Below are 25,441 nucleotides of genomic sequence, written 5' to 3'. Positions count from 1 at the left end.
CTCGACACGTTCATGACTCCTCTCTGCCCTCTGGAGAATCCGCAACATCCGCCACGCCGCAACATTGCTGGTCAGCGGCCTGCGTTTGTGGCGGACGGCGGTTTTGTTGCGGATAGGTGCCGCCACGGGCAGGCCGTGGCGGCACCTTCGGCGTGGGGTGGATCAGCTGACGCTGCGGAGGGGGCGTGTGTCGGTTTCCGCGAACATGTGGCGGGACTCGGAGGGGCCTTCCGCCACAAATTCACCCTCGCTGACCTGCGGTGTTGCGGCTGTTGCGGATGTTGCGGACTTTTCGGGGGGAGGGGGGCAGTAGCGGGCCCAGGCGTCCTTCAGGTCCTCCGCGTAGTAGCCCTTGGGGGTAGTGCTGCCGACTCGGATGCCGCGCGGCTTGATGGGGCGACTGTCGGGGCGGACGTACTGGCTCAGGAGCTTGGACAAGCCGCGCGCTGTGAGCGCCTTGCCGTCGTCGTTCAGGTCCGACCACGGGGCATCGTCAAGTCCGAGCAGGACTTCGAGGATGGCTGCGGTGGGCATCCGGTCGGCTCCGCAGAACACGCGGTCGCGCAGGTCGGTCAGGAGCCTTACGCCGAGGGAGGCCTCGTCGGTGTCGTGTGCGGCCTTGATGAGTTCGACGCAGGCGGCGCGGGCGCGCTCGGGCCAGTGCCCGCCGGCGGCGTCCGCGACGGCGAGCAGCGGCTCCCACACGTCGGCTGGCCGGTCCGAGACTCCGTCGGGCATCTCGGGCCAGGCATCTGCGACTTGGTCGTGCACGGTCTTGGCCCATTCGGCGAGCCGATCGCGCAGGGCATGGCCGAGCTTCTCGTGGGAGCGGCGCCGGTAGGGGTCGCACTTCTCGTTGGGGGCGCGCTTGCGCATGCGGATAATGACGGAGCGGGTCAGGATCGTGTCCGGCAGGGAGCCGAGGCCGGCCATGGCGACCGCGCAGAACGACGAGAACCATTCGGCGTTCTGATTGGAGCCATCGCCGACGCAGCGCAGGGACTTTCCGCCCCGCCGGTAGCCGGAGTTGAGGAATCCGCGCACCTCTTCGTTGCCGCCGGCCTTGGGGCCGAAGACTGTGTCGATCTCGTCGAAGAGGAGGGTCGGAGTTCCTCCGTCGGCCTCCACGAGCCGGAAGAGTGCATTGGCGGAGGCGTTGACGGTGGTCGCCGCGCGCGGGGTGAGGGTTTCCACGATCTCCAGCGCTCGGGACTTACCCGAGCCCGGTTCTGGGGAGAGGAAGGCCAGGCGGGCGGTTCCGTCGAACGCGTCGATCAGGTGGGCGTGTGCGTCCCAGAGCGTGACGGCGACGTAGGCGGCCTCGGTGGGGAAGACGTTGAAGCGGCGGTGGAACGCTTCGACCTCGTCGAGCAGCGCCGCCCCGTCGATGGACGGCGCGGGCGAGTTGGTGCTGGTCATGCGGCGTTCCTCCCTTCCTGGGTAGTGCGGAGCGGGCATGCGTCGCGGTGGGCGGTGTGGTCGTCGATGAGCGCCAGCACTTTGCGGTGACCGACGGCGCTGCGATCGCGACCGCAGGCGCACCACGAAGTCGCGGTCGGTTTGGCGCCGCGGGGCGCGCAGATGTGCAGCCACGCCACGGGAGACCGCCCATCCCCGGGCGGCTGGCTCGGCGGACGCTGTTCGCCTCGAAGGGCTGAAAGGACGCCCTGACGGGCGACCTTCTCTCGGCCGCCCACCCGATCCGGGCGCACCGCGCTGTTCACGGAGTCGCGCCGGGGCGGGGTGTTGGGGAGGCTTTTCAGGCGGCGGGACGGGGTGGTCATGCGTTCTCCCGCGGGCGGACGGTGCGGATCGACCAGTTCAGGGCGCTGCGGATCGTGGCCGTGCACTCGGAGGCAGACAGGCCGGCCATCTCTCCGGCCGCCTGAAAAGCCTCCTCCACCACGTGCCGGGGAATCTCGCCCCAGGCCACGAAGCGCCCCAGAGACCGTGCGGCCTCCAACAGCCGCTGGTTACGTCCTCCTTCACCGGTCTCGGCCACCTGCTCGGCCTCCCGTTCCAGGGCTACGTGCGCGCGGCGGCTGACCGTGCCGGGTACGAGCAGCGGTGCGAGCCCAGCCGCTGTGGACGCAGCCGCCGGAGCACGGAGCAGGGTGTGAAGCCAGTCGGGCAAGTCAGCGACCGGGCCGTCCACGTCGACCGCGTATGCGCCCTGAGCGGTGTGGCTTCCGGCGGCGACGACGTTGCCGCCCCAGGCCCGGGTATCGATGTGCTCGGCCACCGTTCCCTTCGTACTGGGCAGACGGTGTCGGGTGTGGAAGTACAGGTGGAGTCCGCCGCTGGGGGTCCGCACCGTGTAGGTAGCAGGCCAGGACGCTCCGGCGCGCTCGCAGAGCGCTTGGAAATTTGTCGCGCCGCAAGGCGCGTCCGAACTGCCCTTTGTCTTCTCGTCCTTGGGGATGTCGAGGTCGACGACGAGCAGGTGGGCGGGGCCGGGGGCGATGCCGACGTTGAACGCGCCCGCGCTCCACGTGCGGCGGATGCGCTCGGGATCGGTGGTGGCCCGTTGTTCCCACTTCACGTGCCCACTCGAGCAGGGGCCGCGGCCGGTGCAGGAGCGTTCGCCGTGCAGCGCGGAGCCCTTGGCGCCGGGACGCAGCGGGTGGATGGGCCAGCCGCGGGCGGCCGCATCGAGCGCCGCGCGCAAGAGCGCGGATCGTGCGTCATGCGTCATGCTGGAGACCTCCAACAGGTCTGTTGAGGACTGGAGACAAGGGCGGCCCCGCGACTTTGGCGAGACGAGGGGGCCGCCCTTGGCGCAGCTAGAACGGGGGCTCGTCGCCGGTCTTGGCGGCGGCCGGGGCGGGCTTTCCGGTGTCCCATGGGTCATCCGTGGCGTTCGCGGAGCCCTGTGTGGGGCGCTTGGCGTCGATGGCGACGTTGACGAACCGCAGGGACGCGCCGATCTCGTCGACCTCCATCGCGAGCATCGAGCGGTTCTCGCCTTGGTCGGTCTGCCAGTTGTGCTGCCGGATGCGGCCGAACGCGACCACGCGGGAGCCCTTGGTCAGCGATTCGGCGATGTGCTCGGCAAGCTGACGCCAGGCGGCGCATCGGAAGAACGTGGACGTGCCGTCCTTCCACTGGTTGCTCTCGCGGTCGTAGACGCGCGGCGTAGCGGCGATGGTGAATTTGGCGAGCGCGGCACCGCCCTCGGTGAACTTGATTTCGGGGTCGGCGGTCAGGTTGCCGATCACGGTGATCGGGGTCTCTCCGAACGACATCAGGTGTCCTTCCTGGTGGTTGGGTCAGTACTGGTCGATGGCGGCGCAGAAGTCGCAGTCGCAGTCGTCGTCGTGCGGGCAGTCGCAGCCGCAGGGGTGGCCGGCGCCGATGCAGTAGCACTGGCACATGCCCTCCCCGCACGGCATCTCGTCCTCCGCGTCGTCGAGGCCGTGGCCGCGGGCGCCGATCGGGCTCAGTGCGATGTGGGCCTGGTCGAGGGCGGCATACAGCGCCTCCGCGGCGCGCACGGCGTCGCCGGTGGCGCCGCGCAGGCTGGCGATACGGGCTACCAGGTCCTCGGGACCCTGGTCGCTGTACAGGTCGCCGTTCTCGTGCTGCCGGTCAATGAACGCCCGCACCTGGTGTAGGGCCTGGGGAAGGCGCATGGCGATCGTGGAGAGGTTGCCGACGGTGCTGTAGGCGTCGCCCGGGAAGGCCAGGCCGCCGGCGTTGGGGAGGGTGGCGTAGTTGAGGCTGCGGATGGTCTCGGCGGCTTGGTCGGCCAGGGCGGCGGCGTTCGTGGTCTCGATGGTCACGGCAGGCTCCTGTCAGTTGTGCAGGTGGGTGTGGGAGCGGGCGAACGCGCCCCGGGTGTGGGTGGTCACGTGCGTGTTCTTGGTGACCGGCCCGGTGTAGACGGCTCGGGAGATGGAGCTCCTGGCGCGGGAGAACGCGGCGCCGATCGAGAGCGCGGCGAACGCGATGCCGGAGAACAGGACGCCCATGCAGACCACACCGGTCACGGACATGGAGGCGAATCCCTTCAGCACGAGCCAGACGCCGCAGCCGACCCCGGTGGCGCCGGCGCCGATCCCGATGGAGGCGACCGCCGTTCCGGCCGCCCAGGCGGGCACGATCCGGTGGTCGTCCTGCCAGACCGGCTGCGCGTCCCCGACGGCCGGGTGCTCGGTGTCGTCGCGGTAGGACGTCGGGATGGGCGCCGGGGGCGGCGCGGGCCGGTAGACGTCGTCGATGATGCGGCGGGCTTCGGCGTTGGCCGCGTCGTCGCTCATGCGCGGCCACCAGTCGGCCGGGGTGTCGGTCTCGCTCACGGCAGTGCCTTCCTTCTGGTGGGTCAGGCGATGTTGGATGCGGCGTTGATGAGGGCCTGTATGGCGGCGCGGATGGCGGTGGAGGCTCCGGTGTCGGCGGTGAAGAACCCGAAGAGGAACACCGCGAGCGCGGCGGCGGGGCCGACGTAGCGGGTACGGATGAGGACGAACGTGAGGAGCCCGAAGAGGGCGACGGCGGACAGGGTCACGATCACGAGTGGCCCCCTTGGGCAACGGCCGGCGGGCAGCTCCCGGGGTGGGTGCTGCCCGCCGATGGCTTGTCGTCTGGCTTGTCGTGTGGCTTGTCGCTTGTCTTGTCGTCTTGCTTGTCTTGTCGCTTGTCGCCTCCCAGGTCAGAGCCCGTTTCTGACCCACACGACAACCCCAAGAGGGGCGTGCGTGCGGGGTGGGCGACAAGCGACAAGCACTAGTCGTTCGTGGGCGGTTCGGGGGCGTGGTCGCGGTGGACGTAGCGGGCCTTGGTGCCCTCCCCGACCCGGACCGCAGTGCCGTCCTCAGTCCACGCCTTGAGCCAACCAACAACCGTCTGCCGGTTCGTGCCGTACTCGCCCGCGAGCGCGCGGGCGATGGCCGACGCACCGGTGCCCTCCGGGCCCGCAGCGAGCAGCACGGCGAGCGCGGCCCGCTGCGCCGGGCTGTCCTGCTCCGGATTGTCACGCAGCGCGGACAGGTTCAGCCCCGACGCCGGCGGCGGGGGCGTGGCCGGGTCGGGAGCGGTACCGAACTGCGCGTCGATCTCCTCACGGAACCGACGCAGCAACTCATCCTCCGGCGAGGCCTGGTCGCCCCGGTCCGTGCGGTGGGCCGACAGGTTCAGCCCGCTCCCCGAACCCGCCACCGTCCCGGACGGCTCGGAGCCGGTGTCGGTCTGGGGGCCGAGGTCGCGCATCCATGCGGTGCGCTCCGCGTCCCAGCGCCGCGCGTAGTCGGCGCCCGCAGCCTTGGCAGACACGGCGTCCAGCCGCGGGTGCCGCTCGGACGTGGCGACGGTGATGTCCCGGATCTGGCTGGGCTTGATCCGCCACGTCTTGAACAGCGCCCCGGGTGATTCAGGGGTGCCCATGAACCCGGCGCCCTTGTAGGGGGCCTGGTCCACGCGCAGCCCGCGCCGGCCGGGGAACATCTTGCCAAGGTCCATACCCTCGGTCTCGCCGCCGGTCAGGGCGACGCGGACCTTGGCCTCACGGCGGATGAGCAGGTTGCCCAGCACGCTGCCGGTGGCCCCGAGTGCGGTCAGCACGGTCCGGATACCCATGGCGCGCAGCATCCGGATGACTTCGAGGATCTTCTTGGCGAGTTCCTTCATGCGCCGGTCGGTGCTGACCAGGATCTCCGCACCCTCGTCGATGACCAGCATGATCTGCGGGATCTTCGCGCTGACCGGCAGCAGATCCGTGTCGTGCTTGGCCAGCAGATCCTGGTAGGCGCGCTTGCGGTGCAGTCCGATCGCGAGAGCCGCATCGAGCATCAGCATGGCCTCTTCATGGGTGCCGGCCAGCCAGTCGATGCCGGGCCGTACCGGCTTGCCGTCCTCCCCCGTCAGCTCACCGTTGAGGGCGGGCAGCACCCAGGGCAGGCCGGCGGATCCGGCGTTGAGGTCGATCACCCAGGTCAGCATGTCCTCGGCCCGGGCGAACCCGCCCAGGACCCCGTGGAGCATGTTCGTCTTGCCGGACCCGGTGGGGCCGACCACGAGCGCGCACTGTTCACGCAGGTAGGCCACGACCTCGTCACCGTTGGTGCGAAAGCCCCACGGGATCCCGGTGAGGATCGAGAGGGGTCCGTAGTCGTCGGGGTAGGTGCGTGTCTCCGCGAGGACGTTGCGGGTGGTCACGTCCATGATGGTGCGGCCCTGGTGGATGCCGGGGCTGGCGGATGCGGTGCAGCCGTGCGGCAGCTTCGCATCCGCGGACAGGGCCGCGGCGTGCTGGGCGATGCGGTCGTAGGTGATACCGCCCTGCGGCTCCAAATCGAGGGAGTAGCCGTTGCCGGTCTCCCACATCTCCACGGCCAGCACCTTGACGGTGACGTGGCAGATGCGCTGGATCCGCTCCACCCACTCCGCAGCGATTGCGCGCCGCTCCGCGGTCAGTTCCAGGGCGATCTGGCGCTGCTCTGCGGCGATGGCCTCGTCCTCGCGGGCCTCTTCGTACAGGGCGACGGAGCGGGCGCCGGCGCCGATGCCCACGCCGATGGTGGCCAGCGAGCCGAGGGCGGCCCACGAGAGCGGGCCCGAAGCCATAGCCCAGGTGGTCCATCCGGCGCCGACCAGCCACGATGCGGCCTTGAACGCGAGGGTGCGGCCCGCGTTGCGGACCTTGAGACCGGCGACAGTGTGACCGAGCGCTCCGGCAGCGCCGACCGCGAGGGCCCAGGCGGGCGGCATACCGGTGGCGGCGCCGGTGGTGGCGACGGCGAGGGCTCCGGTGGTGGCGGACAGAGCGCCGGTCACGGGTCCGTGACCGGCGGTCCAGTCCAGCACCGGGCCACTCTCGTTCTTCGTAGTGGCGGCGCTGCTCATCTCAGACGTTCCAGCCCTTCTCGGCCTCGGGGCCGTTGCGGGGGTCCTCGTGCCGGGCGATGTCGTGCTCGTGGGCCTGCCGGAACAGCGGGCCCATGTCCTCCGCGACCGCGACCGCGCTCATCAGGGCGCCGAAGATGTCGTTGAAGCCGTCCGCGACCTCCTTCTCCAGTGGAAACTCGCTGTCGGCGCGCTCCGCGAGGGTCTTCATCACGTTCGCCACGCTGGTCAGTGCGGCGGGCAGGCTCTCGACCATGGCGAGGATCTCCATGGCGTCCTCGGGGTCGTAGGACTGGGCTGCCTGCTCCATCTCGGCTGCGTGCTCTTCGAACCTGAACCCGGACACGTGCTCTCCTTCACTGCTCGTCGATGTGCCGGTGTTGTCGGGGACCAGCTCGGTGGGACGCTGAACGCGCTCCCCGAGCCCGTCGGTGACGTCCTTGGCGGCTTCCTCCTCCGCCGCCTGTTCGGCCCGGGTCTGCTCGTCGCGTATGACCTGGTCACGGTCCGCGCGCTGGTCACGAGCGGCGGCGGTCAGGCGCCGGTACAGGCGCCGCCCGGGGTGCACGAGCCAGGGCAGGCCCAACTTCCGTCCCAGCGGGCTGGTCAGCAGCCCCAACAGGCCGATGGGCAGGGCCAGCAGGGCGGCCAGTGCCCGGCGGCCGTGGAATCGGGCGGCGGAGCGTCGCAGCGCCTTCCTGGCCGCCTGACGGGCCGGGGCCTTCCGCACGTTCGAGCGCTGGCTGGCCACAGTCCAGGCGGCCTTGGCGTCGCGGCGAGCCCGGTTCTTCGCGATGGCCGCAGCCTTCATCGCGCGGGCCTTACGGCCGGCGCCGCCCAGCATGCGGCCGGCCAGACCACCCGACCGCGACCGTGTCTTGCCCAGCCCAGAGCGGCTGTTGGGCTTCGGGGCGGTCGTGTTTCGGCGGGCGTCTGCGACCGCGCGACGGGCCGCAATGGTCTGGGCTCGCTTCTCGCCCCGCGATCCGCCGGCTGCCTTCTGCGCCGAACGCAGCGCCTTGACCTGCGACGCCTTGCCCCGCAGACCACCTGCCGCGCCACGACTCTTGAGACCAGCGGCCGTGTTCAGGGAGACCGGAGCCCGCTGCTTACCGGCCGCGGGACGCCCCTGCCCAGAGGCGCGGCCGTGACCGGCCTTGCCCCCTCCGCCGGACGTGCTGCGCTTCTGCCCCGGCACCCCGCCGGCACCGCCAGCCGCACGGCGGGCCGCTGAACCGGCCGCACGCGCACCGCTGCCGAGGCTGCTCGGGCGATTGCGGGCGGCGGCGCTACGGCCCGCGGTGCGGGCGGCGGCGCGGCGCGCGGCCTGCTTGGGACGTGGGTTGCGGTTGCGGTAGGACGCGACCGTCCCGAGGACGACCGCGCCGGTCGCGGCCACCGCAGCGGCGATCGGACCGCCCGCGAGACCGGCCGCGGCGACCATGCTCACGGTCGTGTTCGCCCCGGAGAAGGCCAGCGGGACGACCGGCCAGCCGCCCGGCGTGTGCTCCACCTCGGTGTTCGTGGCGGGCTTCTCCACAGCCTGTGGAGGCGCGGGGTTGGGAGGGGTGTCGGGAGCGGCGGGGGCCACTACCACTTCGGTCGTGGTGTCGGTCATGCTGTGGACACTCCTTTGGAGGAGAAGCAAGGCCCGAACGCACCGGTCCAAGGGATACGTTCGGGCCTTGCGTACGAGTAGGAACCAGCAGGTCAGGCGGCACGGTGCGGGTGCGTGGCGGCGAGCGCGCGCCACCGCTCGTTCTCCGCAGCGCTGCCGTTCTCGACGCGAACCTGGAAGCTGCAGCCCGGCGTGGTGCAGCGGTGCACCCGCAGGGCGTCCTCGATGCGGATCAGCAGCCACAGCGACGACGACAGGACCCCGAGCACGCACGGGGTGATCAGGCCGATCGGCACGCCGTAGGAGGCGAGCCGGACGCCCATGGAGATGGCCATCGCACTGACGGCGGCGATGACGAGCGCCGCCACGATCCGGCGACGCACGGAAGGCTTCTGTGCCATAAGAACTCCCAGCTCAGACGGGGGATTTCAGGCGGCGCACTGTTCCTCGACAGCGGCGCAACGGCCGCACATACCCAGCGACGTGGGGATGACGTAACCGGCGTCGCGCCCACACTCGGGGCACCGCCGGCGGGCAGCGTTGGCCTTGGCCAGAGCCGCCCACCGAGCCGGGGACATCGGCCGCACCGGCTTGGCGCGGTCGACCCGGTAGAGGTAAGCGACCAGAGGACCCCGACGACGCCGCGGGCGTTCGAGCTGCGCGGCAACGTCCTGCCCGCCAGGCCGCAGCCCCAGGGCGCGCAGTTGCCGGTAGGTGGCCAGGCCGTCCGGGGCCAGGCGCCACCGGTACACAGGCAGTGTCACGACGTGCTCTCCCGCGCCATCAGCGCCGTCCACGCCTCCCGCACACGGTCCTCCGCACCCTTGAAGCCTCGGCGGCGGAACTCTGCGGCGGCCTGCCGGTACGAGAGCGGCGGGTTCTGCGAGTGACGCAGGAACCGCAGCACCACCAAGAGCTGAGCGTCGGTGAGCGTGGCGCCCGGCTCGGGCAGCGTCACGCCCGCGACCATCGCCACGTCCGCGAGCGTCACGGCGGGCAGGTGCACCTCCTCTTCCTCCGGCTCCGGCCCACTCTCGGCGGGCTCGTCGACGGGAGGCGTCACGGGGCCGTCACGGTACTCGACACGCTCGCCGTCCGGAGTCGGGGACAAGGCGTTGACCTGCGTGTCGTCGCCGTCACGGGAAGGAGTAACGGGCGGCAGAGCGGGAGCCTTTGCGGTGTCGGTCCCGGCGGGTGTGACGGCGGGCGTCACGGGTGTGCCGAACATGGCGGCCAGCGCGGCATCCGCGCCCTCGGTGACACGCTCGCGCTGTACTTCCACCAGCCGCGCCCCGAGCGTCACGTCACCCACGCCGACCTTCTCCGCGAGCCTCCACGACTCGCGCTCAGACTGCGCCTGCACCTTCGCGTCGGGGTGGTTGGCGGCGCGTGCGCGGTGATAGGCGAGCGCCTGCACGAGCGCGGCCGTCTTGCGCTCCGCCTCCGGGTCACGGCCGTCACGGTGGACGACAATGCGGCGAGCCAGGAACGCGGCACCCTCGGCAGACACGGACATGCCCATCGGAGTCAGGGCGTAGATGACGGTGCGGCCCGGATCCGGGGCGGCCATCGCTGACATCGCGGACGCCGCCGCCGGCAGCGCCCACAGCCCGGCACGCACCGGCCACGGGGACGACTGCCCCAGCATGGTCAGCCCGAGTAGCACGAGCGCGAGCACTGCGGTGGCGCCCTCGCCGGCGGCGACCGCGCCGGTCGCGGTGCCCTTACCGTAGGTGTGACTGATGTTGGAGAACGTGCCGTAGGCGCCGAACAGGCCGGTTGCCACCATCGGTACGAACGCCGCACCGAGCACGATGCCCTGGCCACGCGTCAGCCGGCGCGGCGACTGCGTAGTGGGGTCGGCGGTCATGCCGCTTCCCCCGCTCCGAGACGGTTGGCGACCTCGACACGCGCGGCCAGCACCTTGTTCGTCGCGCGGCGCAGCCGGCGCTGATCCAGCTCCGACACCGGCCGGGCCAGCAGCGCGATCTCGACGTCCAACAGGTCCATCTCCGCATCGATCAGCGGACGCTCCAACTCGATCGCGTGGAGGTCTTGCCACGAGGGTCCCGCGTCCGCAAGGTCGCCGGTAACGGGCTCCTGAACAGCAACGATGAGCTTCATGGGTCGTGTCTCCCTAGCAGTAGTACGGCCCGAACAGCGGCCCCGGGTGGCTAGACCCGGGGCCGCCCGCCGCACGGGGACAGGGCTACTCGCACAGCACGAGCGGCCACGGCTCCCCGACACCCACGCCGCGAACGACGCGGGTGTCGGGGACCGTGAGCACTGGTGCTGACGCGGGGCTCGAACGCCCCGCGAAAGGTTCTGCGGAGTTCAGATCACGCAATGCCAGTCACCGCCCCGAAGGGCGGATCCGGGCAGGTCACCCGGCCCGACATGGGCGGTCGGGATGGTGACCCGCACCCATCGACCGCACGTGTTCATGCGGCTGGGCCAGCACTCTGTTGAGTTCGTGGCAGCGCTTGTTCCGGTCCTTGCCTTCCGGGCGCTGTTTGTGCAGGTCAAGCAGGTTTCGCGAGCGATTCGCTCTCTCGGGCCGAGCCGTTCGACTGCCTCGTGACCACTTCCTGTCGTGATGGGACCGGGTCACGCTCCGTGCAGCCGGGTTCTCTTTGGCCGGACCCGGGGACGCGCATGAACTAGCTTGTACTGGCACATGCTCGATTGCAAGCCCCGTGCGGCATCTCGCGCTAGTTCGAACTGATCGATACGCTCAGACGCATGACCATCGACGCGGACGACCCCCGACTGAAGTCCGTCCAGATCGCGGAGGCGATTCGGCAGGACATCGCGGATGACGTGCTGAAACCGGGCAGCCGACTGCCGAGCCACCGGGAGTTGGCTGACAGATACAGCGTGGCCACCCAGACGATTCAGAACGCGCTGAAACTGACCCGCGAACAAGGGCTGACACGTCCCGCGGGAAACCGGGGCACCTTCGTGGCGGATGACGCACGCGAGCGACTGGAGAACCAGTCCTCCGCCGGCCTCTCCGAGACGTCGGAGCTGCGGCGCGAGGTCGCGGAGCTGCGCGAGCGGGTCTCCGCTCTGGAAGCGGCCGTCTATGCCCGCTGAACCGGCCGCTGCCAGCAACTTCCTTGAGCACTTTGGCATCTGAGTCATCGTCCGTTCCTCCTGACAATGACTGTCGAAGAAGTCACTATGACCACACGAGGGCCTACGCAGGGCCGCCGCCGGACATGGACCGGACCGGACAAGGACCGCAACCGGACCAGGCGACGACAGCGCAGCGCAGCCGCCCGAGACTGAGGGCAGTGGGACAGGCGACAAGGGAGGACCTGTGGCCGGCAACGCGAAGAGGAACGGCCAGGAACCACGCACCGTTTTGGAGCACCTGCTCTGGCAACGCCCCAACACCTATGACGAGATCGTCGCGGAGTTCGAGAACGTCGCGCGCCAGATGAACGAGGACGCGACCATGAGCACTCGGCACCTGCGGCGTCTCGCCAGCGGTGATCGCGTCGGCACAACTCCAGTAACGCGCCGGGTCCTACAGACCATGTTCGGCAAGCCGCTGAACGAACTGCTCCGCCCGTGGGAGGCCACCGCCTCCTTATCGGAGGAGCAGGCGCCCTCCGGCCTGGTGCTCGCCAAGAACCAGGCCGACATCGACAAGGAGCTGATCTCGTTGGCAGCGCGGCGCGCGAAGACCTTCGCACTCACAGCAAACCAAGGGAACCTCACGGAAGCGGCCATGGAGCAGGTCCACGACGACGTGCGCCAGCTCGCCTCCGACTACCCCCAGCGCCCCCTTTCCGATCTCCTGAGCGAGCTCGTACAGACTCAAGAGCTGCTCTACCGGCAACTGGAGCAGCGGCAGAGCCCTGCGCAGGCCCGGCATCTGTACTTCCTCACCGGGGTCGTCAGCGGCCTGCTCGCCAAGGCCAGCCACGACCTGGCCGACCCGCACGCGGCCATGGCACAGGCACGCACCGCCTACCTCTGCGCCGAGAACGCCGACCACAACGGCCTTCGCGCCTGGCTGCGCGGCCTCCAATCACTCATCGCGTACTGGGCAGGCCGACACCGCGAGGCCGTCCGCTTCGCACGTGTCAGCGTATGCCTCTACCGCCTGCTCGGCGTAGGTCTGGGCGGCGCCGGCCTCGGTCGGCAGCCAGGCGAGGGCGTCCGCCGCGTAGTAGACCTGGCGGGGCCGGCTGAAGGTGCACAGGCCGCCGAGTTCGTCGACCTCGTCCGGCTGGGCGGAGTCCCAGGCCTCTTCGGCGCGGCGGATGGCCGCGTGCGTCTCGTTGGCGTCTCCGAGGGCGGCCCACGCCCGGGCACTACGCCATCGCGGCTTCTGAGTGGGGCAAGGGCTACGCCACCGATGCGGCGCGCACAATGATCCGCTTCGGCTTCGGTGAGCTCGGACTGCACCGCATCAGCGCCGCCATAGGCCCCGAGAACCACGCCTCGATCCGTGTTGTCGAAAAGCTCGGCTTCACTCGTGAGGGCATCCTCCGGGATCACGTCTTCACCAATAGCGAGTGGCGTAACAGCGTCCTGTATTCACTCCTCAAGCACGAGTGGAACGAGGGGTAAGCGGCTCGGACGATGCGAGAGGGCCCGTACAAGGTGCCGGCCCTCTCGCATGCACAGCTGGTGGGCGAGCACTTGCCATAGCGCGGTCAGGACAGCCCTCGACGCCACCGGCTTGATGCAGTAAGGGCGTGTGTCATCGCGGACGTGGCCACCGGGGCAGAGTCAATGTTTGACTATGAAGAAGCAACCTCTTGTCGTCGTGCAGGCGCCGGACGACCGCGGCCTGCGGACCGTGAGTATCCAAGGCGAAACCGACGGCCGAGCCTGGTCGCTCAAAGAATTGCGAAGAATTCTGCGGCACGCGGGCCTACCACCGGATATCAACCTCGACAACCCGGGCCGCGTCCACTGGGTAGCCGACCAGACGTGCTGGCCCGACCATCCTTGGAAGAGGCGTGCTGCGGCGGTGGTCATGGCTCTGGGGCTTCTTACATCCGTTGCCGTGCTGTTGTATGTGGGCATCAAGGATGCGTTTAATGCGCTGGCGTACGGCGGGCGCGTGATGGGCGTCATCTTGTTGGCCGCTGCGTTGGTGGAGATCGTCGCTGCTCTTGTCCTATGGGACTACTGGGGGAAGAGGGTCTTGCGGTACTCGGGCGAGGCAACTCTTGTGGGCGTCGGGTCCGTGATGGGCACGAATCTGATGTTCCTGGTCATTCAGATCGAGGGCGGGGACTACAACACCTCGTATTTCTGGCTGTGGATCGGTCTGGCGCTCTGGTCGGTCTGGGCATTTTGGGCTTTGACCCGGCAGAAGGTCTGGCAAAAGATTCCGCATCCCAGGACAGTCGCGCTGGGCGCTGCGGTGTCCGGAATCGTCGGGGCCGCGGGCCTTGCCTATTCGCAAATGTTCGTCCCGTATAGCACCCCCGTGAAGGTACCCTTCGGCGTCTCCATCGGGAATCCGACGATGAGCGCGGATGGCGCGGTTCTTCACGTGCCAACACACGTCGAGTTTCGGAACACCGGTTCGGTGCCAATTGACGTGGTGGGCACCATGTGGAGGGTTAAAGGCTATCCGACAAAATTGAACACTGAAGGCAACAGCATGAGGGAATGGAAAAATGATCTGTGGTATAACAGCAAGACGCTGAGGCATGTCACTTACTCACCTTCCCGCATGTTGGGGACCGGAGAGATTGTAGACCCGGGCGCCAGGCTCGACCCCGGTGACGACTTCTCAAAAGACCCCATCATCGACGTTCCTCTAAAGTCTGGGATCGGCCGTGTTGAAGTCTACGCGATCATCTCCTATGTCAGGGCCGACAGAGGCAAGCTGGGAAACAGCTACCCAGTCTCACATAAAGCCTCCTGGGATACGGGATCGAAAGACGGGAAGCACACAGGGGACGCCCCCGAGTGGGTGGCAGCCCCGGGTGACGAGTTCTATCGCTATTACTCCAGGATTTACCGCAGCAGTGAAATGCTCAATCTCACGCACGCTGAGGACTACGCATCCGCCTGGTGGGTCCTGCCACAGTGGAGAGAGGGTAATGGGTTCGCTAAGGGAGATACCGACCCATACATGGAGGTGAGCATCTCTCCTCATGAGAACCTCGCACAGACCCTCAGCGATGCCGAACAAGCACCGTACGGAATGAAGACCGTAGACACATTTACTGAGCGCACCATCGCTCAACTCCTGCAAGCATCCAAGAAATAGCCACCTGTCCGCCAGTGAGCCGCTTCCAACCTCAGCTTGAGACGTGAGGTGGAGGGTGAGGACGCCTCCGGTCGGCTTCACGCAGGTACCGGGACGCACCAGAAGGCGGCACCACCGGTCTGGCCGGTGCTGCCGCCTTCTGCCGGCCGGAGGGGTTCCGGCCGTTACGCCATCGCTTTCCCGTGCGGAGGTTGATGCCGACGGCCCTGGCCGCCTCCGTGTAACTCACGCCTTGCTGCACGAGCCGGGCGTATTCTTCCCGCTCACGGGTCACCTTCCTGCGGCCCTGAGCCCCCGTCCGGGTCTTGCGGATCTCGAACATCGCCCCCCTTTAGCTGGGGTGTTGCGACGATCGCTAGAACCTAAGGCCCATGGGCCATGTGCGGGCCAGAGGGCCCGCAGAATGCCTCGCGCGTGCTCGCTGTGCAAGTCAGAGCAGGTGAACGCCCGGGACACATGTCGGTCTTGAGGACCGTCCCTGTCCAAGCGCGGTAGAACTTGCCCTACTTGATAAAGGCCCGCGCACGGCGCGGGCGCGCGCCGCCTTTGCGGCGCGGCCTGCCTCCTGTCTCCGCCCCGGCTGGCCGCGCCAGGCGGCGCGCTACGTGCAGCGGGCTGAGCAGGAGAAACCCTCTGTGGCTGGGGCGGTCGGCTCCACGACTTTACAACTCATCTCATTTGGCTGGATAGGTCGTCGGCTGTGGTGGGGATCGTTGAGCGGTTGGTACCGGACGAGTTGTGGGAGCTGTTCCAGCGAGTGGTGCCGGAGGCGCCGGCCCGGCCTCAAGGCGGTGGCAGGCGTCGGCACGGTGACCGTGAGGTGCTGGCCGCGATAGTTCGTTGCCACATCGGCCTGCACATGCCAAGATCGCGGCCCGACTTTGATCGCTCTGATGCGGAAGGGCTTCTGATGGCCAAGATGAGGAACCGGATCGTCACCCTGCTGGCGGCGACCGCCGTGATGGTCGGCGTCTCCTTCGGCGCCGGCGCGGGCACCGCCGCGGCAGCGCCCCGGCTCACCTACACGACGAGCTGGTATCAGGACTACGATTCGGTCGTCGTCTACCTCTACGCCGACGGCAACTACGCCGGATATGTGAACTGGAACTCGGACCCGGACAGCTTCGGCACCCCCGGAGACGCGCTCCGGGCGCATGACGGCGGGGCCGACGGGTGGGGCGTCGAGGGGACCGTCATGAGCGCCCAGGTCTACCGCGTGGCTTCGACGGCGGGACACGCGTCCCCCTACACGACCCCGTGGCAGACCGGCGACATCACCGAGGGGCACCGGATGATGCTCGACGCGTGCCTGGTGAAGGGCTCGGAGGAGGTCTGCACCGGGTTCGACTTCTACGTCTACGCGTAGACGCGATCGCCCACCCGGGCGGGCGGGGGGGTGGCGGCAGGGAGCAGTGATCCCCGACGCCTGGCCGGAGCGGTCCACGAGGCACTCGGCGGTGAACTCGGCGCCGGCCACGCGCTGCAGGAGGCGTACCCGGCAGAGGTCCGTCACGGCGAGCGCCTGGTCATCGTTGGACCGGGCATGATGACGACCGCGATGACAGCCGCACTCGAAAGTGACGTCGCTGGACTGCTGGAGGGGTACGAGGACGGGACCTGGCACCCGGCCACGGAGGAACGCGCGCTCGCCGAGGGCCTGGCGCGGGCCCGCTGGAGCCCTGACTCTTTCCGGGCTTCGCTGCGCGCGGTGTCTCCCGCCATTCGGGCCGGGCGCCTGGTCGACGTCCTCGATCCGGCTGCGGCCGTCCTCGAGTCGGCCGGCACTCCCGGGGCCGACTCCGCGCTGCTCGCGCTGCGGCGTCTGGTCGACGCGCTTGCTGCCGAGTCCTGCGTGTCGGTGGTCATGCGATGCGAGTTCCTTTGCGAATCGGGCGCGCAGCAGCACCCACGGGCGGGCGCGTACCGCGTGCAGCGGGACTGTACGGTCACTGGTGTAACTCCCGAGCTGGAAGCGACCGTTGATGACTGACGTGGTGAGTGACACCAAGGCCCCGGAGGTACCCGTGGACGAGGTCGTGGACGACGCCCTGATCCAGCAGCTGATGGCCCGTGCAAAGGACGGCGGGATGAAGCTGGCTGGCGAGGGCGGTCTGCTGCAGCAGCTGACCAAGAAGCTGCTGGAGTCCGCCTTGGAGGGCGAGATCACCGACCACCTGGGCCACGAGAACGGCGAGCGGGCCGAGGACGGGCGAAGGGAGAACTACCGCAACGGCCACCGAGCCAAGACCGTGACCACCGAAATCGGCACCGTCGAGATCGAGGTGCCCCGGGACCGGGCCGGCACCTTCGAGCCGATGATGGTCAAGAAGCGCCAGAAGCGCCTTGCCGGTATCGATGAGATGGTGCTGTCCCTGTCCGCGAAGGGCCTGACCCACGGCGAGATCTCCGCCCATTTGGCCGAGGTCTACGGGGCAAACGTCTCCAAGCAGACCATCTCCACCATCACCGACAGCGTGGTCGCGGGGATGACGGAATGGCAGAACCGGCCGCTCGACGCGGTTTACCCGGTCGTCTTTATCGACTGCGTGAACGTGAAGATCAGGGAGGGGCAGGTCGCCAACCGGCCCGTCTACATGGCCGTGGCGGTCACTGCCGAGGGCCACCGCGACATCCTCGGCCTGTGGGTCGGCGACGGGGGCGAGGGCGCGAAATATTGGCTCCAGGTGCTGACCGAGATCAAGAACCGCGGCGCCGCGGACGTGCTGATGCTGGTCTGCGACGGGTTGACGGGGTTGCCGGACGCGGTCAATGCGGTCTGGCCTGCGACGATCGTGCAAACGTGCGTCGTTCACCTGTTGCGCAACTCGTTCAAGTACTGCGGGCGGCAGGACTGGGAGAAGATCGCGCGTGGACTGAAGCCGGTCTACACCGCGCCGACCGAAGAGGCCGCGCTGGAGCGGTTCATGGAGTTTGCCGAGGTGTGGGGGAAGAAATACCCGGCGATCGTGCGGTTGTGGGAGTCGTCCTGGTCGGAGTTCGTGCCGTTCCTGCGGTTCGACGTGGAGATCCGCCGGATCGTGTGCACCACCAATGCCATCGAGTCGATCAACGCCCGTATCCGCAAGGCTGTGCGCGCCCGTGGGCACTTTCCGACGGAGCAGGCCGCGCTGGAGTGCGTTTATCTGGCGGTGATGAGCCTGGACCCAACCGGGACAGGACGGCGGCGCTGGGCGATCCGGTGGAAGCCAGCACTGCAGGCGTTCGACATCACCTTCGACGGACGGCTCTCGGCCGCCCGCCGCTAGAACCCGACAACCGAGTTACACCACTGGCTGGACACACCCGCTCAGTAACGGGCAGGCTCACAAACCTGCCCGATCCGCGGGCCAGCGTAATGGGCCATGATCACTCGCGCCAAAGCAGCTCCAGCCCAAAGCCGCTCCGCCGACCTACTCCTGAATCAGCAGGTCCGGATGCGTGAACACAAAGACCATGTACGCGACCGCAGCCACTGTCCCCACGGACGAGAGCACCAGGCCGGTCAGAGGCTGAGCACGGCTCGCGCCTTGACGCGAGGCGGCGCGGTATTCGATGGAACCCCGGACAAGGCCTGTCAGTCCCAGCGGCAAGGCCAGCAGCCAGACGAGCATCCAGAACGGGCAGCAGAACCAGAACGCAACGGAAGCCCCGCCGAAAACGACGGCAAGACTCATCTGCCCCGATCTGTCGCCAGTCGGCTCATCATTGGGAGTCACGCGCTGATCAAAGCAGCATGGGGGTGAAGCCCAGCAGCCGCCCCTGGCAAGCGCCGTGCCCGCCACGTGCCCGATCGAGCGGGGAATCACGGGAAACACCGGGCGCTCACAGTGCACGGACATGCGAACGGCCCCCGACCAGTTGGCTGGTCAGAGGCCGTTTCACCATGCGGTGGGTGTGGGATTTGAACCCACGGTGGCTTGCGCCACGACGGTTTTCAAGATCGTTCATTTCCGCCGGCCCCTCAGGGGCTGCGGAAGTGGACAGCGAGGCCAGACTCAGGACGTACCGTCATGGCATGGCAGCGTTCGAGCGTCCGGGTAACCCTGAGTACCTTCGCCAGGCGACATTTCGCATATTTGGCGAACAGTGCCTCCGGTGTGGAGAACGGCGGCCGTTGGAGATGGCGCACATCATGAATTGGCCTAGATGCGTAGCCGTCGCCGGCAAGGAGGTCAACGGCATTGCACCACCCGAGGCCTGGCACTACGGCGAAGCCCTACGCCACTTTCATCATCTTGGCAACGTGCTTCCGCTCTGCGCCAACTGCCACACGCTCTACGACGGCGTGCAGTGGGAGGACGTGACCGAGGCTGAGGTAAGAGGCTACCGGGACGCGGCTGTACAGGAGCCCGACGTTCTATCACGGCTGATCAATTTCGTCGGCACGGAGCTTTCGGGCCGCCCCAATCGGTGTACCCACAAGGTCGATGGCAAGCGGAAGCACTCGCATGCTGTCGACGTCAATTCCTGCGTATGGCCGCTGACGTGGATCGCACAGGGGTACGAACTGGGTCTCATCACCGAGAAGCCAAACCTGATCGTGTCAGCCGACTCTGCGGTCCACTATCACGTGCTCCTGACCACGACGGAGATCCGAATGTGCACCGGTGAAGTCAGTAGGTGTGGCCGGGACGGCAAGGTCTGGAAACGCCGCTGACCTGGCCGTCGCGTTCAGGCGCTGTACAGCAACGAAGTACAGCAACCCTACCGACCGCAACCGACGGCCACCGCTCCTTGATGACCGGCTGACCAGTCGGGCACACCGCAGCGACCTCCCCGCCCGTAGTTTGCATCAGGGGGCGGAGCCGTGCCACAGCCGTGCCACATCGGGCAGTCAATCACGGTCAATGGCGGTTCGCCGCAGTCGAGATGCGCCGCTGACCTGATCACCTCCTATAGCTGGAGTGACCTGGGCACCCTCGCTGCCCCACACCACCAGGCTTACAAAGCAGGTGTCGCCCCCATCGGACGGCTCGAACCGAAGGTCGCAGTGTCGCAGCCGGGCCGGCGAACTTGGGAGTAGTGGGCCATGTGTGGGCCAGAGGCCACATGACAACGCCGCAAGAGCGTTTCCACTGCAGTTCAGAGCAGGTTTCGGTCCTGCCGCCGCAACGCTCTTAAAAACGCCTACGCCACCCAGCAGTAGAGGCCGAAGAGACGTACAGCCACGGATGGGTGAAGGCGATCGTGGTCCTGGTCTTTATCCAGTGCACTGACGGACCCTGGCGTTCACCGCTGTACGCACGCCCCATCTGAGCTGCCGCGCGAACGCCTACGAACGCCACCGAACGGGGTGCGGACTCCCTGGGGAGTGAGCGGGGAGTGGATCAAGAAAGCCGTGCGGATCTCCACCCACCGGAACCAACTCGTACCAACGCCCTGACCTGCACAGGAGTCAAGTGCTCCTGGCCAGCGATCTTTCCGCACATTATTCGGGACGAAGAGGTCGTGGGTTCAAATCCCGCCACCCCGACGCTGGTCAGAGGCCCATTCGCATGATCGCGAATGGGCCTCTGTCATGCCTTGGGGGGCCAAACGACGGAACCCCAGCGCTCGCCGAAGAGGTGCTGAGGGCGGGAACGGACTTCGACGGAACCGAGCGCTCGCCGATGCGCAACGCAGAAGCCCGCGTCACCCTGGGGGTCACAGCGGCACGTGTCTGGGCGGATCAGCTCACGGACTCGATGGTGAAGGCCCTGTGGGTGCCGGTCAGCCGCAGGATGCGGGCAAGGGTGCGTGGGACGGCCCGCAACCGCAGCTCCACACCGACGGTCCGGGCGTTGCGGGCGGCGGCCAGGAGCGCGCTGAGCCCGGAGCAATCGCAGAACCGTAGGCCGCTGAGGTCGACCACGATGTGCCGGTAGCCGTCCAGGGCGGTGCGCAGGATGGTGCGGGCCTCGCCGGTGGTGGCCACGTCGAGCTCCCCGGTCACCGTCACCTGGCAGCGTCCGGGGCCGGTGGCTTTCAAGTCCACGTGCATGGTGTCGTACACCGGCACGTCCTTCTCCGCCATCTTCGCCTCCGCTGCCGACATTCGAATTGCATCCAGCTTCGCGGTGCGAAGGGGGTTGCGTCTTCACGGCCAGCGGTGGTTGTCGCCCCCTGCTAGCCGGCAGTCTGAGATGGCAGTCGCCTGCAACGACGCAGTTCGCACTGCCGACGCCCGTCCCCCTATGGCTTCCGGTCGCTGCCTGACTTTGAGGGGCCATCAGCGCAGGGGAACAGCGGCGGTGCATCGCCTCGGCGAGCAGGGGTGCCGGCAGCGGTGCGGGTGAATACAGCTAGCAGGAATGCCGACCGGGTGCCCGCGCTGCGATCCTAAGACTCATGCTGCGCTGCCTCATCGTCGATGACAGCCCCTACTTCCGGGACGCCGCTCGCGGCCTGTTGGAGTGCGAGGGCGTCGCGGTCGTGGGCGTGGCATCGGACTGCGCGCAGGCCATGCAGCAGGCCGAGCAGCTCAGGCCGAATGTGGCGCTCGTGGACATCGACCTCGGTGGCGAGAGCGGCTTGGAGCTGGCAGGCCGGCTCCACCGCGAGACCGGCCCGGCCCCGCCCCCGGTCATCTTGATCTCCAGCCACGCCGAGGAGGAGTACGCCGACCTGATCGCGGCGAGCCCCGCGGTGGGATTCCTGCCCAAGACCGCCCTGTCGGCCCGCGCGATCCACGACATGCTCTCCGCGGCGGACGACGGCCACCGGGATTCGGTTATCGGGCCTCCAGAAAGGTGATCACGGCGCGGACGCGACGGTGATCCTCGTCGGTCTCCGGCAGCCCCAGCTTGGCCAGGATGCTGCGCACATGCTTTTCGACCGTGCCTTCGGTGACCCACAGCCGTCGGGCGATGCCGGCATTGGACCGGCCCTCGGCCATCAGCGCCAGCACCTCGCGCTCGCGCTCGCTGAGCGCGGCCAGCGGGTCCTGGCGACGGCGGGCGGTCACCAGCTCCTGCACCAGCGCGGGATCCACCACCGACCCCCCCTTGGCGATCCGCTGCAGCGCCTCGAGGAACTCCTGCACGTCAGCGACACGGCTCTTGAGCAGGTAGCCGATCCGCCGACCGCTGGCCAACAGCTCCATCGCGTGCTCCACCTCGGCATGGGCCGACAGAACCAGGATGCCCGTCTCGGGGAATTCCTGGCGGATGGTGCGCGCCGCCTCCAACCCCTCGGTGGCCTGGGCCGGCGGCATCCGAATATCGACCACCACCAGCTCGGGCATCGCCTCCCGGACCGCGGCGAGCAGCTGCTCGCCGTCGCCGGCTTGCCCCACCACCGCAAAGCCCGACCGCTGCAGCAGGCTGGCCAACCCCTCGCGCAGCAGGACGTCGTCCTCGGCCAGGACCACACGCAACGCGGTCATGGGAGACCGTCACCGTTCTCCCCGGACCCAGCAGTGCGGGCTCGGGTTCCGTGCCGTCATGCCTAACATTGTCGGTGAGCCTCGTCCGGTGAGCACCCTGCAGGAGCCTTGGCAGACCATCTCACCGAGGGAGCACTGGTGCGCCTGCTTGCCTCGCATACCCGGCAGACCGGCACGAACGGTGGGCTGACCCCCCGCATGATCGTCGCCAGCGGCCTGCTCATGGCCCTGGTCGGCGCCGCCTTCGCCGTCCTGCTCTTCTCGGTCGCCGACCTGCGCGGGGCGCAGCGACTCGCGCAGCAGTCCGAGAAACTGCTCATGGTGGCCAACCACCTCGAGCGTCGCGTCGTGGATCTGGAGACGGGCGTGCGCGGCTTCGCCCTCACCGGGCAGGAGCGGTTCCTGCAGCCGTGGCAGGAGGCCAGGGCCGCCTTCCCCGAGCAGGCCAGCGAGCTGGAACGGCTGGCCGGCGGCAACGCTGAACAGCAGGCCCGGGCTCGTCGGATCGAGCGGGACGGCACCTCATATATCCGGGACTACTCCCTGCCGCTGGTGAACGCCGCCCGCCGCAACCCGGACACAGCGCGGACCGTGGCCGCGACCGAGGAGGGCAAGCGGCGCGTCGACGCGATCCGCGCCGAGTTCGACCGCGTCGTGGCCACCGAGCGCGACCTTGCGGCAGCCCGGCAACGGCACTCCGATGCGGCCGCCGACCGGGCGGTGGTGGCGGCTGTCGTTGGCCTTACCGGGTCGGTTGTGCTCATCACCGTGTTCGCGGGCTATCTGACCCGGGCGATCGTGCGGCCGGTCCGCCGGGCGGCAGCCATGGCCGGCCGGCTCGCCGGCGGGGACCTGGCCGCGCGTATGCCAGAGACCGGGGTCGGCGAGATCAGGGTGCTGGAGCGCAGCTTCAACGCCATGGCCAGCTGGCTGGAGGAAGGCCGCGCCGAACTCGCCACCTCGCGGGCCCGGATCCTGGCCGCAGCCGACCGCGCCCGGCGCCGCATCGAACGTGACCTGCACGACTCGACCCAGCAACGGCTGGTGGCGGTGATGCTTCAGTTGCGGTCCGTCCAGGCTGCGGTGCCCCCGGATATGCCGGAGTTTCGGGAGAAAGTGGCCCGGGTCGCCGACGCGCTGACCGGGGCGCTGGATGACCTGCGCGAGGTCGCCCGCGGCATTCACCCGGCGATCCTGTCCGAGGGAGGCCTGCCTCCCGCGCTCAAGGCCCTGGCCCGCCGCTCACTCGTGCCGGTCGAGCTGGAAGTGGACGTCCCCACCCGGCTGCCCGAGCCGGTCGAGGTCGCCGCGTACTACGTCGTCTCCGAGGCGCTGGCCAACACTGCCAAGCACGCCCGTGCGTCCCTCGCCCACGTCCAGGTGCGGGCCGACGAGGACGGCCTGCACCTGTCGGTCCGTGACGACGGCGTCGGAGGGGCCGCACCTGGGCGCGGTTCGGGGCTGGTCGGGCTCACCGACCGCATCCAGGCCCTGGGCGGAACGATCATGATCCACAGCCCCGCCGGGCAGGGGACCACGCTGCGGGCCGACCTCCCCCTGACGGGGCCGTAGACCGTCCGGTATGTCACCCCGTACTTGCTGCGGAACCTCCTCGGGCAGGAAGTGACCGGCTCCGGGAATCACCAGCCCGGTGACGTCGGTGGCGATCATGCGCATGACCTCCTCGGGCATGGTGCCGGTGCTGTACTGGCCGCCTATGGCCAGGACCGGGATGGTCAGCGGTCCCTCGTCGCGCCAGCGCTGGGCCTGCTGGGCGGATTCTTCGAGGGTTCGGTAGTACTCGAAGCCGTCGCGCAATCAACCCATGTCAACGCCCATGCCCGGCACAACCTTTGGCAGGCCCGGGCCGTCCAACAGCGGCAACGATCACTCCGTACGGACGTCCCCAGGACCGTCGCCACGGGGTGGATCTCCGTACAACCTGGGAGTTGCCATGAGAACCGCCACCGGCCGCAGGAGACGGGTCGGCGCGTGCGCGCTCGTCGCAGTGGCGGCGCTGAGCGCCACCGTGCTCGGCACCACGCCGGCCTCCGCCGCGAGCGACATGCTGTGGGTCCAGTCCCCGGAAGGGGCGACACTGTCCGCCACGCCGGGCTCGTACCAAGAGCTCTCGTTCGGCCTGTACCACGACAACGGCGACTACCACGTCGCCAACGGCGTGCTCACCCTCGACCTGTCGGAGCTGGCGGGCGTGGCCGAGGTCTCGGTGCCGGACAACTGCTTCCTGTCCGAGGACAACACCAGCGCCTTGTGCGACATCTGGGAGGTCGGCGACATCGGCGGCACCTACGACGGGCCCCAGGTCACCCTCGGGCTCCGGACCATGGAGGGCGCCCCGGCCGGTGCGGAGCTGAGCATCGGCCACCATGCGCAGGCGGAGACCGACGGCCCGGACGGTGTGCTGTACTCCCACTGGGGCAGCACACCGGTCAAGGTCGAGTCCGTACCTTCGCCGGACCTGAGCCTCACCGAGCCGGCGCCGGTGGGCCCGGTCGCCCCCGGGACCTCTCTGACCGTACCCGTCACGGTCACCAACAACGGCGACGCGGCCGCGGAGGGCTTCCGCCTCCAGGTGTGGAACACCTACGGCCTGGAGTTCGCCACCACCGACCCGGGCTGCGCCTGGACCCCGCCCGTCCTGGACACCGAGGACATGCCGGGCGGCCTGCTGGACTGCACGTTCGACACCGTCGTGGAGCCCGGCGCCACCGTCACCCTCCCGGAGCCGCTGCGGCTCACCGTGGCGTCCCACGCCCTGATCGAGCGACTCGATGTCAGCGTCCAGCCGCTCGAGGGCACACAGGACCAAAACCCCGAGGACAACTTCACCAGCACGTCGGTCACCGCGGAGAACACGGCCGACTTCGCCGTGCAGGGTGACGAGGTCACCGGCGCGGCCGGGGAGAGGGTCACGGCCACGATCGGGTTCCGCAACCGCGGTCCCGCCTGGTTCGCCAACATCGGCAGCGGTGACCCGGTCGGCACGGTCACCCTGGCGGTGCCCGAGGGCGCCACGGTCGTCTCAGCGCCGGAGAACTGCTGGGCGGAGGGATCCGCCACGTACCGGTGCGAACTCCGGCACTGGGCCGCCCCCGAGGACCGGATGCAGTTCCCCTTCGAACTGCGCATCGACCGGGTGATCCCGAACGCCACCGGCGCCGTCACACTTCACGCCTCCTCGCGGCAGGCCCCCTACGACCCGAAGCCGCACAACGCTCAGGCCGAACTGGTGCTCAACGCCTCCGAGTGACCGTTCCGAGGCCCGTCACCGGAACCCCCGGTCCGCATCCGGACCGGGGGTATGGAGCTGTTGCCGCTTGAGTGGGCTTGAGCGTGTTCTGGTGGGCGGGAG

Annotated in this window: 26 protein-coding genes and 2 pseudogenes; 12 read left to right on the top strand and 16 right to left on the bottom strand. The window is 68.8% G+C overall.

Annotated elements, in window-relative coordinates:
- Positions 1–162: 162 nt before the first annotated feature.
- The 12 genes from STSP_RS25855 to STSP_RS25800 form a co-directional block, all read right to left on the bottom strand.
- A complete protein-coding gene (locus STSP_RS25855; protein ID WP_067282783.1) occupies positions 163–1,419 on the bottom strand; it encodes a DUF3631 domain-containing protein in 1,257 nt (418 codons plus the stop codon).
- A gap of 361 nt (positions 1,420–1,780) precedes the next feature.
- Complete coding sequence (locus tag STSP_RS25850) at positions 1,781–2,695, bottom strand: bifunctional DNA primase/polymerase (RefSeq protein WP_067282781.1); 915 nt, start codon at positions 2,693–2,695, stop codon at positions 1,781–1,783.
- Between the two features lie 88 nt (positions 2,696–2,783).
- Positions 2,784–3,245: a single-stranded DNA-binding protein gene (gene ssb, locus STSP_RS25845; RefSeq protein ID WP_067282779.1), complete on the bottom strand. Its 462-nt coding sequence runs from the start codon at positions 3,243–3,245 to the stop codon at positions 2,784–2,786.
- Positions 3,246–3,269: 24 nt separating this feature from the next.
- Positions 3,270–3,782 carry a hypothetical protein gene (locus tag STSP_RS25840; protein WP_067282776.1) on the bottom strand — a complete coding sequence of 171 codons (513 nt, stop codon included), beginning with the start codon at positions 3,780–3,782 and terminating at the stop codon, positions 3,270–3,272.
- A 12-nt stretch (positions 3,783–3,794) separates the two neighbouring features.
- The gene (locus tag STSP_RS25835; RefSeq protein ID WP_332835392.1) at positions 3,795–4,298 is read right to left on the bottom strand and encodes a hypothetical protein; all 504 of its coding nucleotides are present in this window, start codon (positions 4,296–4,298) and stop codon (positions 3,795–3,797) included.
- A 23-nt stretch (positions 4,299–4,321) separates the two neighbouring features.
- Entirely contained in the window at positions 4,322–4,513 is a 192-nt protein-coding gene (locus STSP_RS25830) for a hypothetical protein (RefSeq protein WP_067282774.1), read from the bottom strand.
- Positions 4,514–4,725: 212 nt separating this feature from the next.
- Positions 4,726–6,840 (bottom strand): hypothetical protein, encoded by a 2,115-nt coding sequence (locus STSP_RS25825; protein WP_067282771.1) that lies wholly within the window; start codon positions 6,838–6,840, stop codon positions 4,726–4,728.
- Position 6,841: 1 nt separating this feature from the next.
- On the bottom strand, positions 6,842–8,458 hold the full coding sequence (locus STSP_RS40425) for a hypothetical protein (RefSeq protein ID WP_067282768.1): 1,617 nt from the start codon (positions 8,456–8,458) through the stop codon (positions 6,842–6,844).
- 92 nt (positions 8,459–8,550) lie between these two features.
- Positions 8,551–8,859: a hypothetical protein gene (locus tag STSP_RS25815; RefSeq protein ID WP_067282766.1), complete on the bottom strand. Its 309-nt coding sequence runs from the start codon at positions 8,857–8,859 to the stop codon at positions 8,551–8,553.
- A gap of 27 nt (positions 8,860–8,886) precedes the next feature.
- Positions 8,887–9,222 (bottom strand): RRQRL motif-containing zinc-binding protein, encoded by a 336-nt coding sequence (locus STSP_RS25810; protein ID WP_067282997.1) that lies wholly within the window; start codon positions 9,220–9,222, stop codon positions 8,887–8,889.
- Complete coding sequence (locus STSP_RS25805; RefSeq protein ID WP_067282764.1) at positions 9,219–10,328, bottom strand: hypothetical protein; 1,110 nt, start codon at positions 10,326–10,328, stop codon at positions 9,219–9,221. The genes STSP_RS25810 and STSP_RS25805 overlap by 4 nt, the downstream gene beginning before the upstream one ends.
- Positions 10,325–10,582 (bottom strand): DUF6284 family protein, encoded by a 258-nt coding sequence (locus tag STSP_RS25800; protein WP_067282761.1) that lies wholly within the window; start codon positions 10,580–10,582, stop codon positions 10,325–10,327. The genes STSP_RS25805 and STSP_RS25800 overlap by 4 nt, the downstream gene beginning before the upstream one ends.
- A gap of 618 nt (positions 10,583–11,200) precedes the next feature.
- Between STSP_RS25800 and STSP_RS25795 the strand changes: the two genes are divergently transcribed.
- The 4 genes from STSP_RS25795 (at position 11,201) to STSP_RS25780 (ending at position 14,705) form a co-directional block, all read left to right on the top strand.
- Positions 11,201–11,554, top strand: coding sequence for a GntR family transcriptional regulator (locus STSP_RS25795; RefSeq protein ID WP_067282759.1), 354 nt, complete (start codon positions 11,201–11,203; stop codon positions 11,552–11,554).
- A gap of 226 nt (positions 11,555–11,780) precedes the next feature.
- Positions 11,781–12,845 (top strand): hypothetical protein, encoded by a 1,065-nt coding sequence (locus STSP_RS25790; RefSeq protein ID WP_067282756.1) that lies wholly within the window; start codon positions 11,781–11,783, stop codon positions 12,843–12,845.
- Positions 12,842–13,042: a GNAT family N-acetyltransferase gene (locus tag STSP_RS25785; RefSeq protein WP_232789793.1), complete on the top strand. Its 201-nt coding sequence runs from the start codon at positions 12,842–12,844 to the stop codon at positions 13,040–13,042. The genes STSP_RS25790 and STSP_RS25785 overlap by 4 nt, the downstream gene beginning before the upstream one ends.
- Positions 13,043–13,217: 175 nt before the next feature.
- Positions 13,218–14,705, top strand: a complete 1,488-nt coding sequence (locus STSP_RS25780) for a hypothetical protein (protein ID WP_157902901.1) — start codon at positions 13,218–13,220, stop codon at positions 14,703–14,705.
- A 67-nt stretch (positions 14,706–14,772) separates the two neighbouring features.
- Here the strand turns inward: STSP_RS25780 and STSP_RS37475 are convergent.
- A pseudogene (locus tag STSP_RS37475) lies at positions 14,773–15,027 on the bottom strand (helix-turn-helix domain-containing protein); the annotation flags it as partial.
- Between the two features lie 378 nt (positions 15,028–15,405).
- Between STSP_RS37475 and STSP_RS37470 the strand changes: the two are divergent.
- From STSP_RS37470 to STSP_RS25765, 4 genes and pseudogenes are all read left to right on the top strand, one after another.
- Positions 15,406–15,583: pseudogene (locus tag STSP_RS37470) on the top strand (transposase); the annotation flags it as partial.
- 32 nt (positions 15,584–15,615) lie between these two features.
- On the top strand, positions 15,616–16,071 hold the full coding sequence (locus tag STSP_RS25775; RefSeq protein ID WP_067282751.1) for a hypothetical protein: 456 nt from the start codon (positions 15,616–15,618) through the stop codon (positions 16,069–16,071).
- A 30-nt stretch (positions 16,072–16,101) separates the two neighbouring features.
- Positions 16,102–16,695 carry a hypothetical protein gene (locus STSP_RS25770; protein WP_067282749.1) on the top strand — a complete coding sequence of 198 codons (594 nt, stop codon included), beginning with the start codon at positions 16,102–16,104 and terminating at the stop codon, positions 16,693–16,695.
- Entirely contained in the window at positions 16,688–17,971 is a 1,284-nt protein-coding gene (locus tag STSP_RS25765; protein WP_078067506.1) for an IS256 family transposase, read from the top strand. The genes STSP_RS25770 and STSP_RS25765 overlap by 8 nt, the downstream gene beginning before the upstream one ends.
- Positions 17,972–18,115: 144 nt before the next feature.
- Here the strand turns inward: STSP_RS25765 and STSP_RS25760 are convergent, their stop codons facing one another.
- Positions 18,116–18,421: a hypothetical protein gene (locus tag STSP_RS25760; protein WP_232789792.1), complete on the bottom strand. Its 306-nt coding sequence runs from the start codon at positions 18,419–18,421 to the stop codon at positions 18,116–18,118.
- Positions 18,422–18,720: 299 nt separating this feature from the next.
- On the opposite strand from STSP_RS25760, the gene STSP_RS39290 reads away from it, so the two are divergent.
- Positions 18,721–19,362 carry an HNH endonuclease gene (locus STSP_RS39290; protein WP_157902900.1) on the top strand — a complete coding sequence of 214 codons (642 nt, stop codon included), beginning with the start codon at positions 18,721–18,723 and terminating at the stop codon, positions 19,360–19,362.
- 1,011 nt (positions 19,363–20,373) lie between these two features.
- On the opposite strand, the gene STSP_RS25750 is transcribed toward STSP_RS39290, so the two are convergent.
- Positions 20,374–20,718: an STAS domain-containing protein gene (locus STSP_RS25750; protein ID WP_232789791.1), complete on the bottom strand. Its 345-nt coding sequence runs from the start codon at positions 20,716–20,718 to the stop codon at positions 20,374–20,376.
- Between the two features lie 314 nt (positions 20,719–21,032).
- Between STSP_RS25750 and STSP_RS25745 the strand changes: the two genes are divergently transcribed.
- A complete protein-coding gene (locus STSP_RS25745; protein WP_067282740.1) occupies positions 21,033–21,437 on the top strand; it encodes a response regulator transcription factor in 405 nt (134 codons plus the stop codon).
- Here the strand turns inward: STSP_RS25745 and STSP_RS25740 are convergent.
- Positions 21,415–22,068, bottom strand: a complete 654-nt coding sequence (locus tag STSP_RS25740) for a response regulator (RefSeq protein WP_067282737.1) — start codon at positions 22,066–22,068, stop codon at positions 21,415–21,417. The genes STSP_RS25745 and STSP_RS25740 overlap by 23 nt on opposite strands.
- 108 nt (positions 22,069–22,176) lie before the next feature.
- On the opposite strand from STSP_RS25740, the gene STSP_RS25735 reads away from it, so the two are divergent.
- Together STSP_RS25735 and STSP_RS25730 are read left to right on the top strand one after the other, a co-directional pair.
- A complete protein-coding gene (locus tag STSP_RS25735; protein WP_078067504.1) occupies positions 22,177–23,640 on the top strand; it encodes a sensor histidine kinase in 1,464 nt (487 codons plus the stop codon).
- A gap of 382 nt (positions 23,641–24,022) precedes the next feature.
- On the top strand, positions 24,023–25,339 hold the full coding sequence (locus STSP_RS25730; RefSeq protein WP_067282734.1) for a COG1361 family protein: 1,317 nt from the start codon (positions 24,023–24,025) through the stop codon (positions 25,337–25,339).
- Positions 25,340–25,441: the final 102 nt, after the last annotated feature.

The organism is Streptomyces jeddahensis (assembly GCF_001642995.1).
GTDB lineage: Bacteria > Actinomycetota > Actinomycetes > Streptomycetales > Streptomycetaceae > Streptomyces > Streptomyces jeddahensis.
Note: the sequence above shows the minus strand (reverse complement) of the source record. Positions and strands in the feature narration are given on the sequence as shown.

Coding starts and splice junctions, on each gene's coding strand:
- STSP_RS25815 (WP_067282766.1), bottom strand. CDS start 8,859: ATGGCACAGAAGCCTTCCGTGCGTCGCCGGATCGTGGCGGCGCTCGTC.
- STSP_RS25780 (WP_157902901.1), top strand. CDS start 13,218: ATGAAGAAGCAACCTCTTGTCGTCGTGCAGGCGCCGGACGACCGCGGC.
- STSP_RS25765 (WP_078067506.1), top strand. CDS start 16,688: ATGACTGACGTGGTGAGTGACACCAAGGCCCCGGAGGTACCCGTGGAC.
- STSP_RS39290 (WP_157902900.1), top strand. CDS start 18,721: ATGGCAGCGTTCGAGCGTCCGGGTAACCCTGAGTACCTTCGCCAGGCG.
- STSP_RS25730 (WP_067282734.1), top strand. CDS start 24,023: ATGAGAACCGCCACCGGCCGCAGGAGACGGGTCGGCGCGTGCGCGCTC.
- ssb (WP_067282779.1), bottom strand. CDS start 3,245: ATGTCGTTCGGAGAGACCCCGATCACCGTGATCGGCAACCTGACCGCC.
- STSP_RS25775 (WP_067282751.1), top strand. CDS start 15,616: ATGGCCAAGATGAGGAACCGGATCGTCACCCTGCTGGCGGCGACCGCC.
- STSP_RS25825 (WP_067282771.1), bottom strand. CDS start 6,840: ATGAGCAGCGCCGCCACTACGAAGAACGAGAGTGGCCCGGTGCTGGAC.
- STSP_RS25785 (WP_232789793.1), top strand. CDS start 12,842: ATGATCCGCTTCGGCTTCGGTGAGCTCGGACTGCACCGCATCAGCGCC.
- STSP_RS25805 (WP_067282764.1), bottom strand. CDS start 10,328: ATGACCGCCGACCCCACTACGCAGTCGCCGCGCCGGCTGACGCGTGGC.
- STSP_RS25750 (WP_232789791.1), bottom strand. CDS start 20,718: ATGGCGGAGAAGGACGTGCCGGTGTACGACACCATGCACGTGGACTTG.
- STSP_RS25795 (WP_067282759.1), top strand. CDS start 11,201: ATGACCATCGACGCGGACGACCCCCGACTGAAGTCCGTCCAGATCGCG.
- STSP_RS25800 (WP_067282761.1), bottom strand. CDS start 10,582: ATGAAGCTCATCGTTGCTGTTCAGGAGCCCGTTACCGGCGACCTTGCG.
- STSP_RS25740 (WP_067282737.1), bottom strand. CDS start 22,068: ATGACCGCGTTGCGTGTGGTCCTGGCCGAGGACGACGTCCTGCTGCGC.
- STSP_RS40425 (WP_067282768.1), bottom strand. CDS start 8,458: ATGACCGACACCACGACCGAAGTGGTAGTGGCCCCCGCCGCTCCCGAC.
- STSP_RS25855 (WP_067282783.1), bottom strand. CDS start 1,419: ATGACCAGCACCAACTCGCCCGCGCCGTCCATCGACGGGGCGGCGCTG.
- STSP_RS25850 (WP_067282781.1), bottom strand. CDS start 2,695: ATGACGCATGACGCACGATCCGCGCTCTTGCGCGCGGCGCTCGATGCG.
- STSP_RS25745 (WP_067282740.1), top strand. CDS start 21,033: ATGCTGCGCTGCCTCATCGTCGATGACAGCCCCTACTTCCGGGACGCC.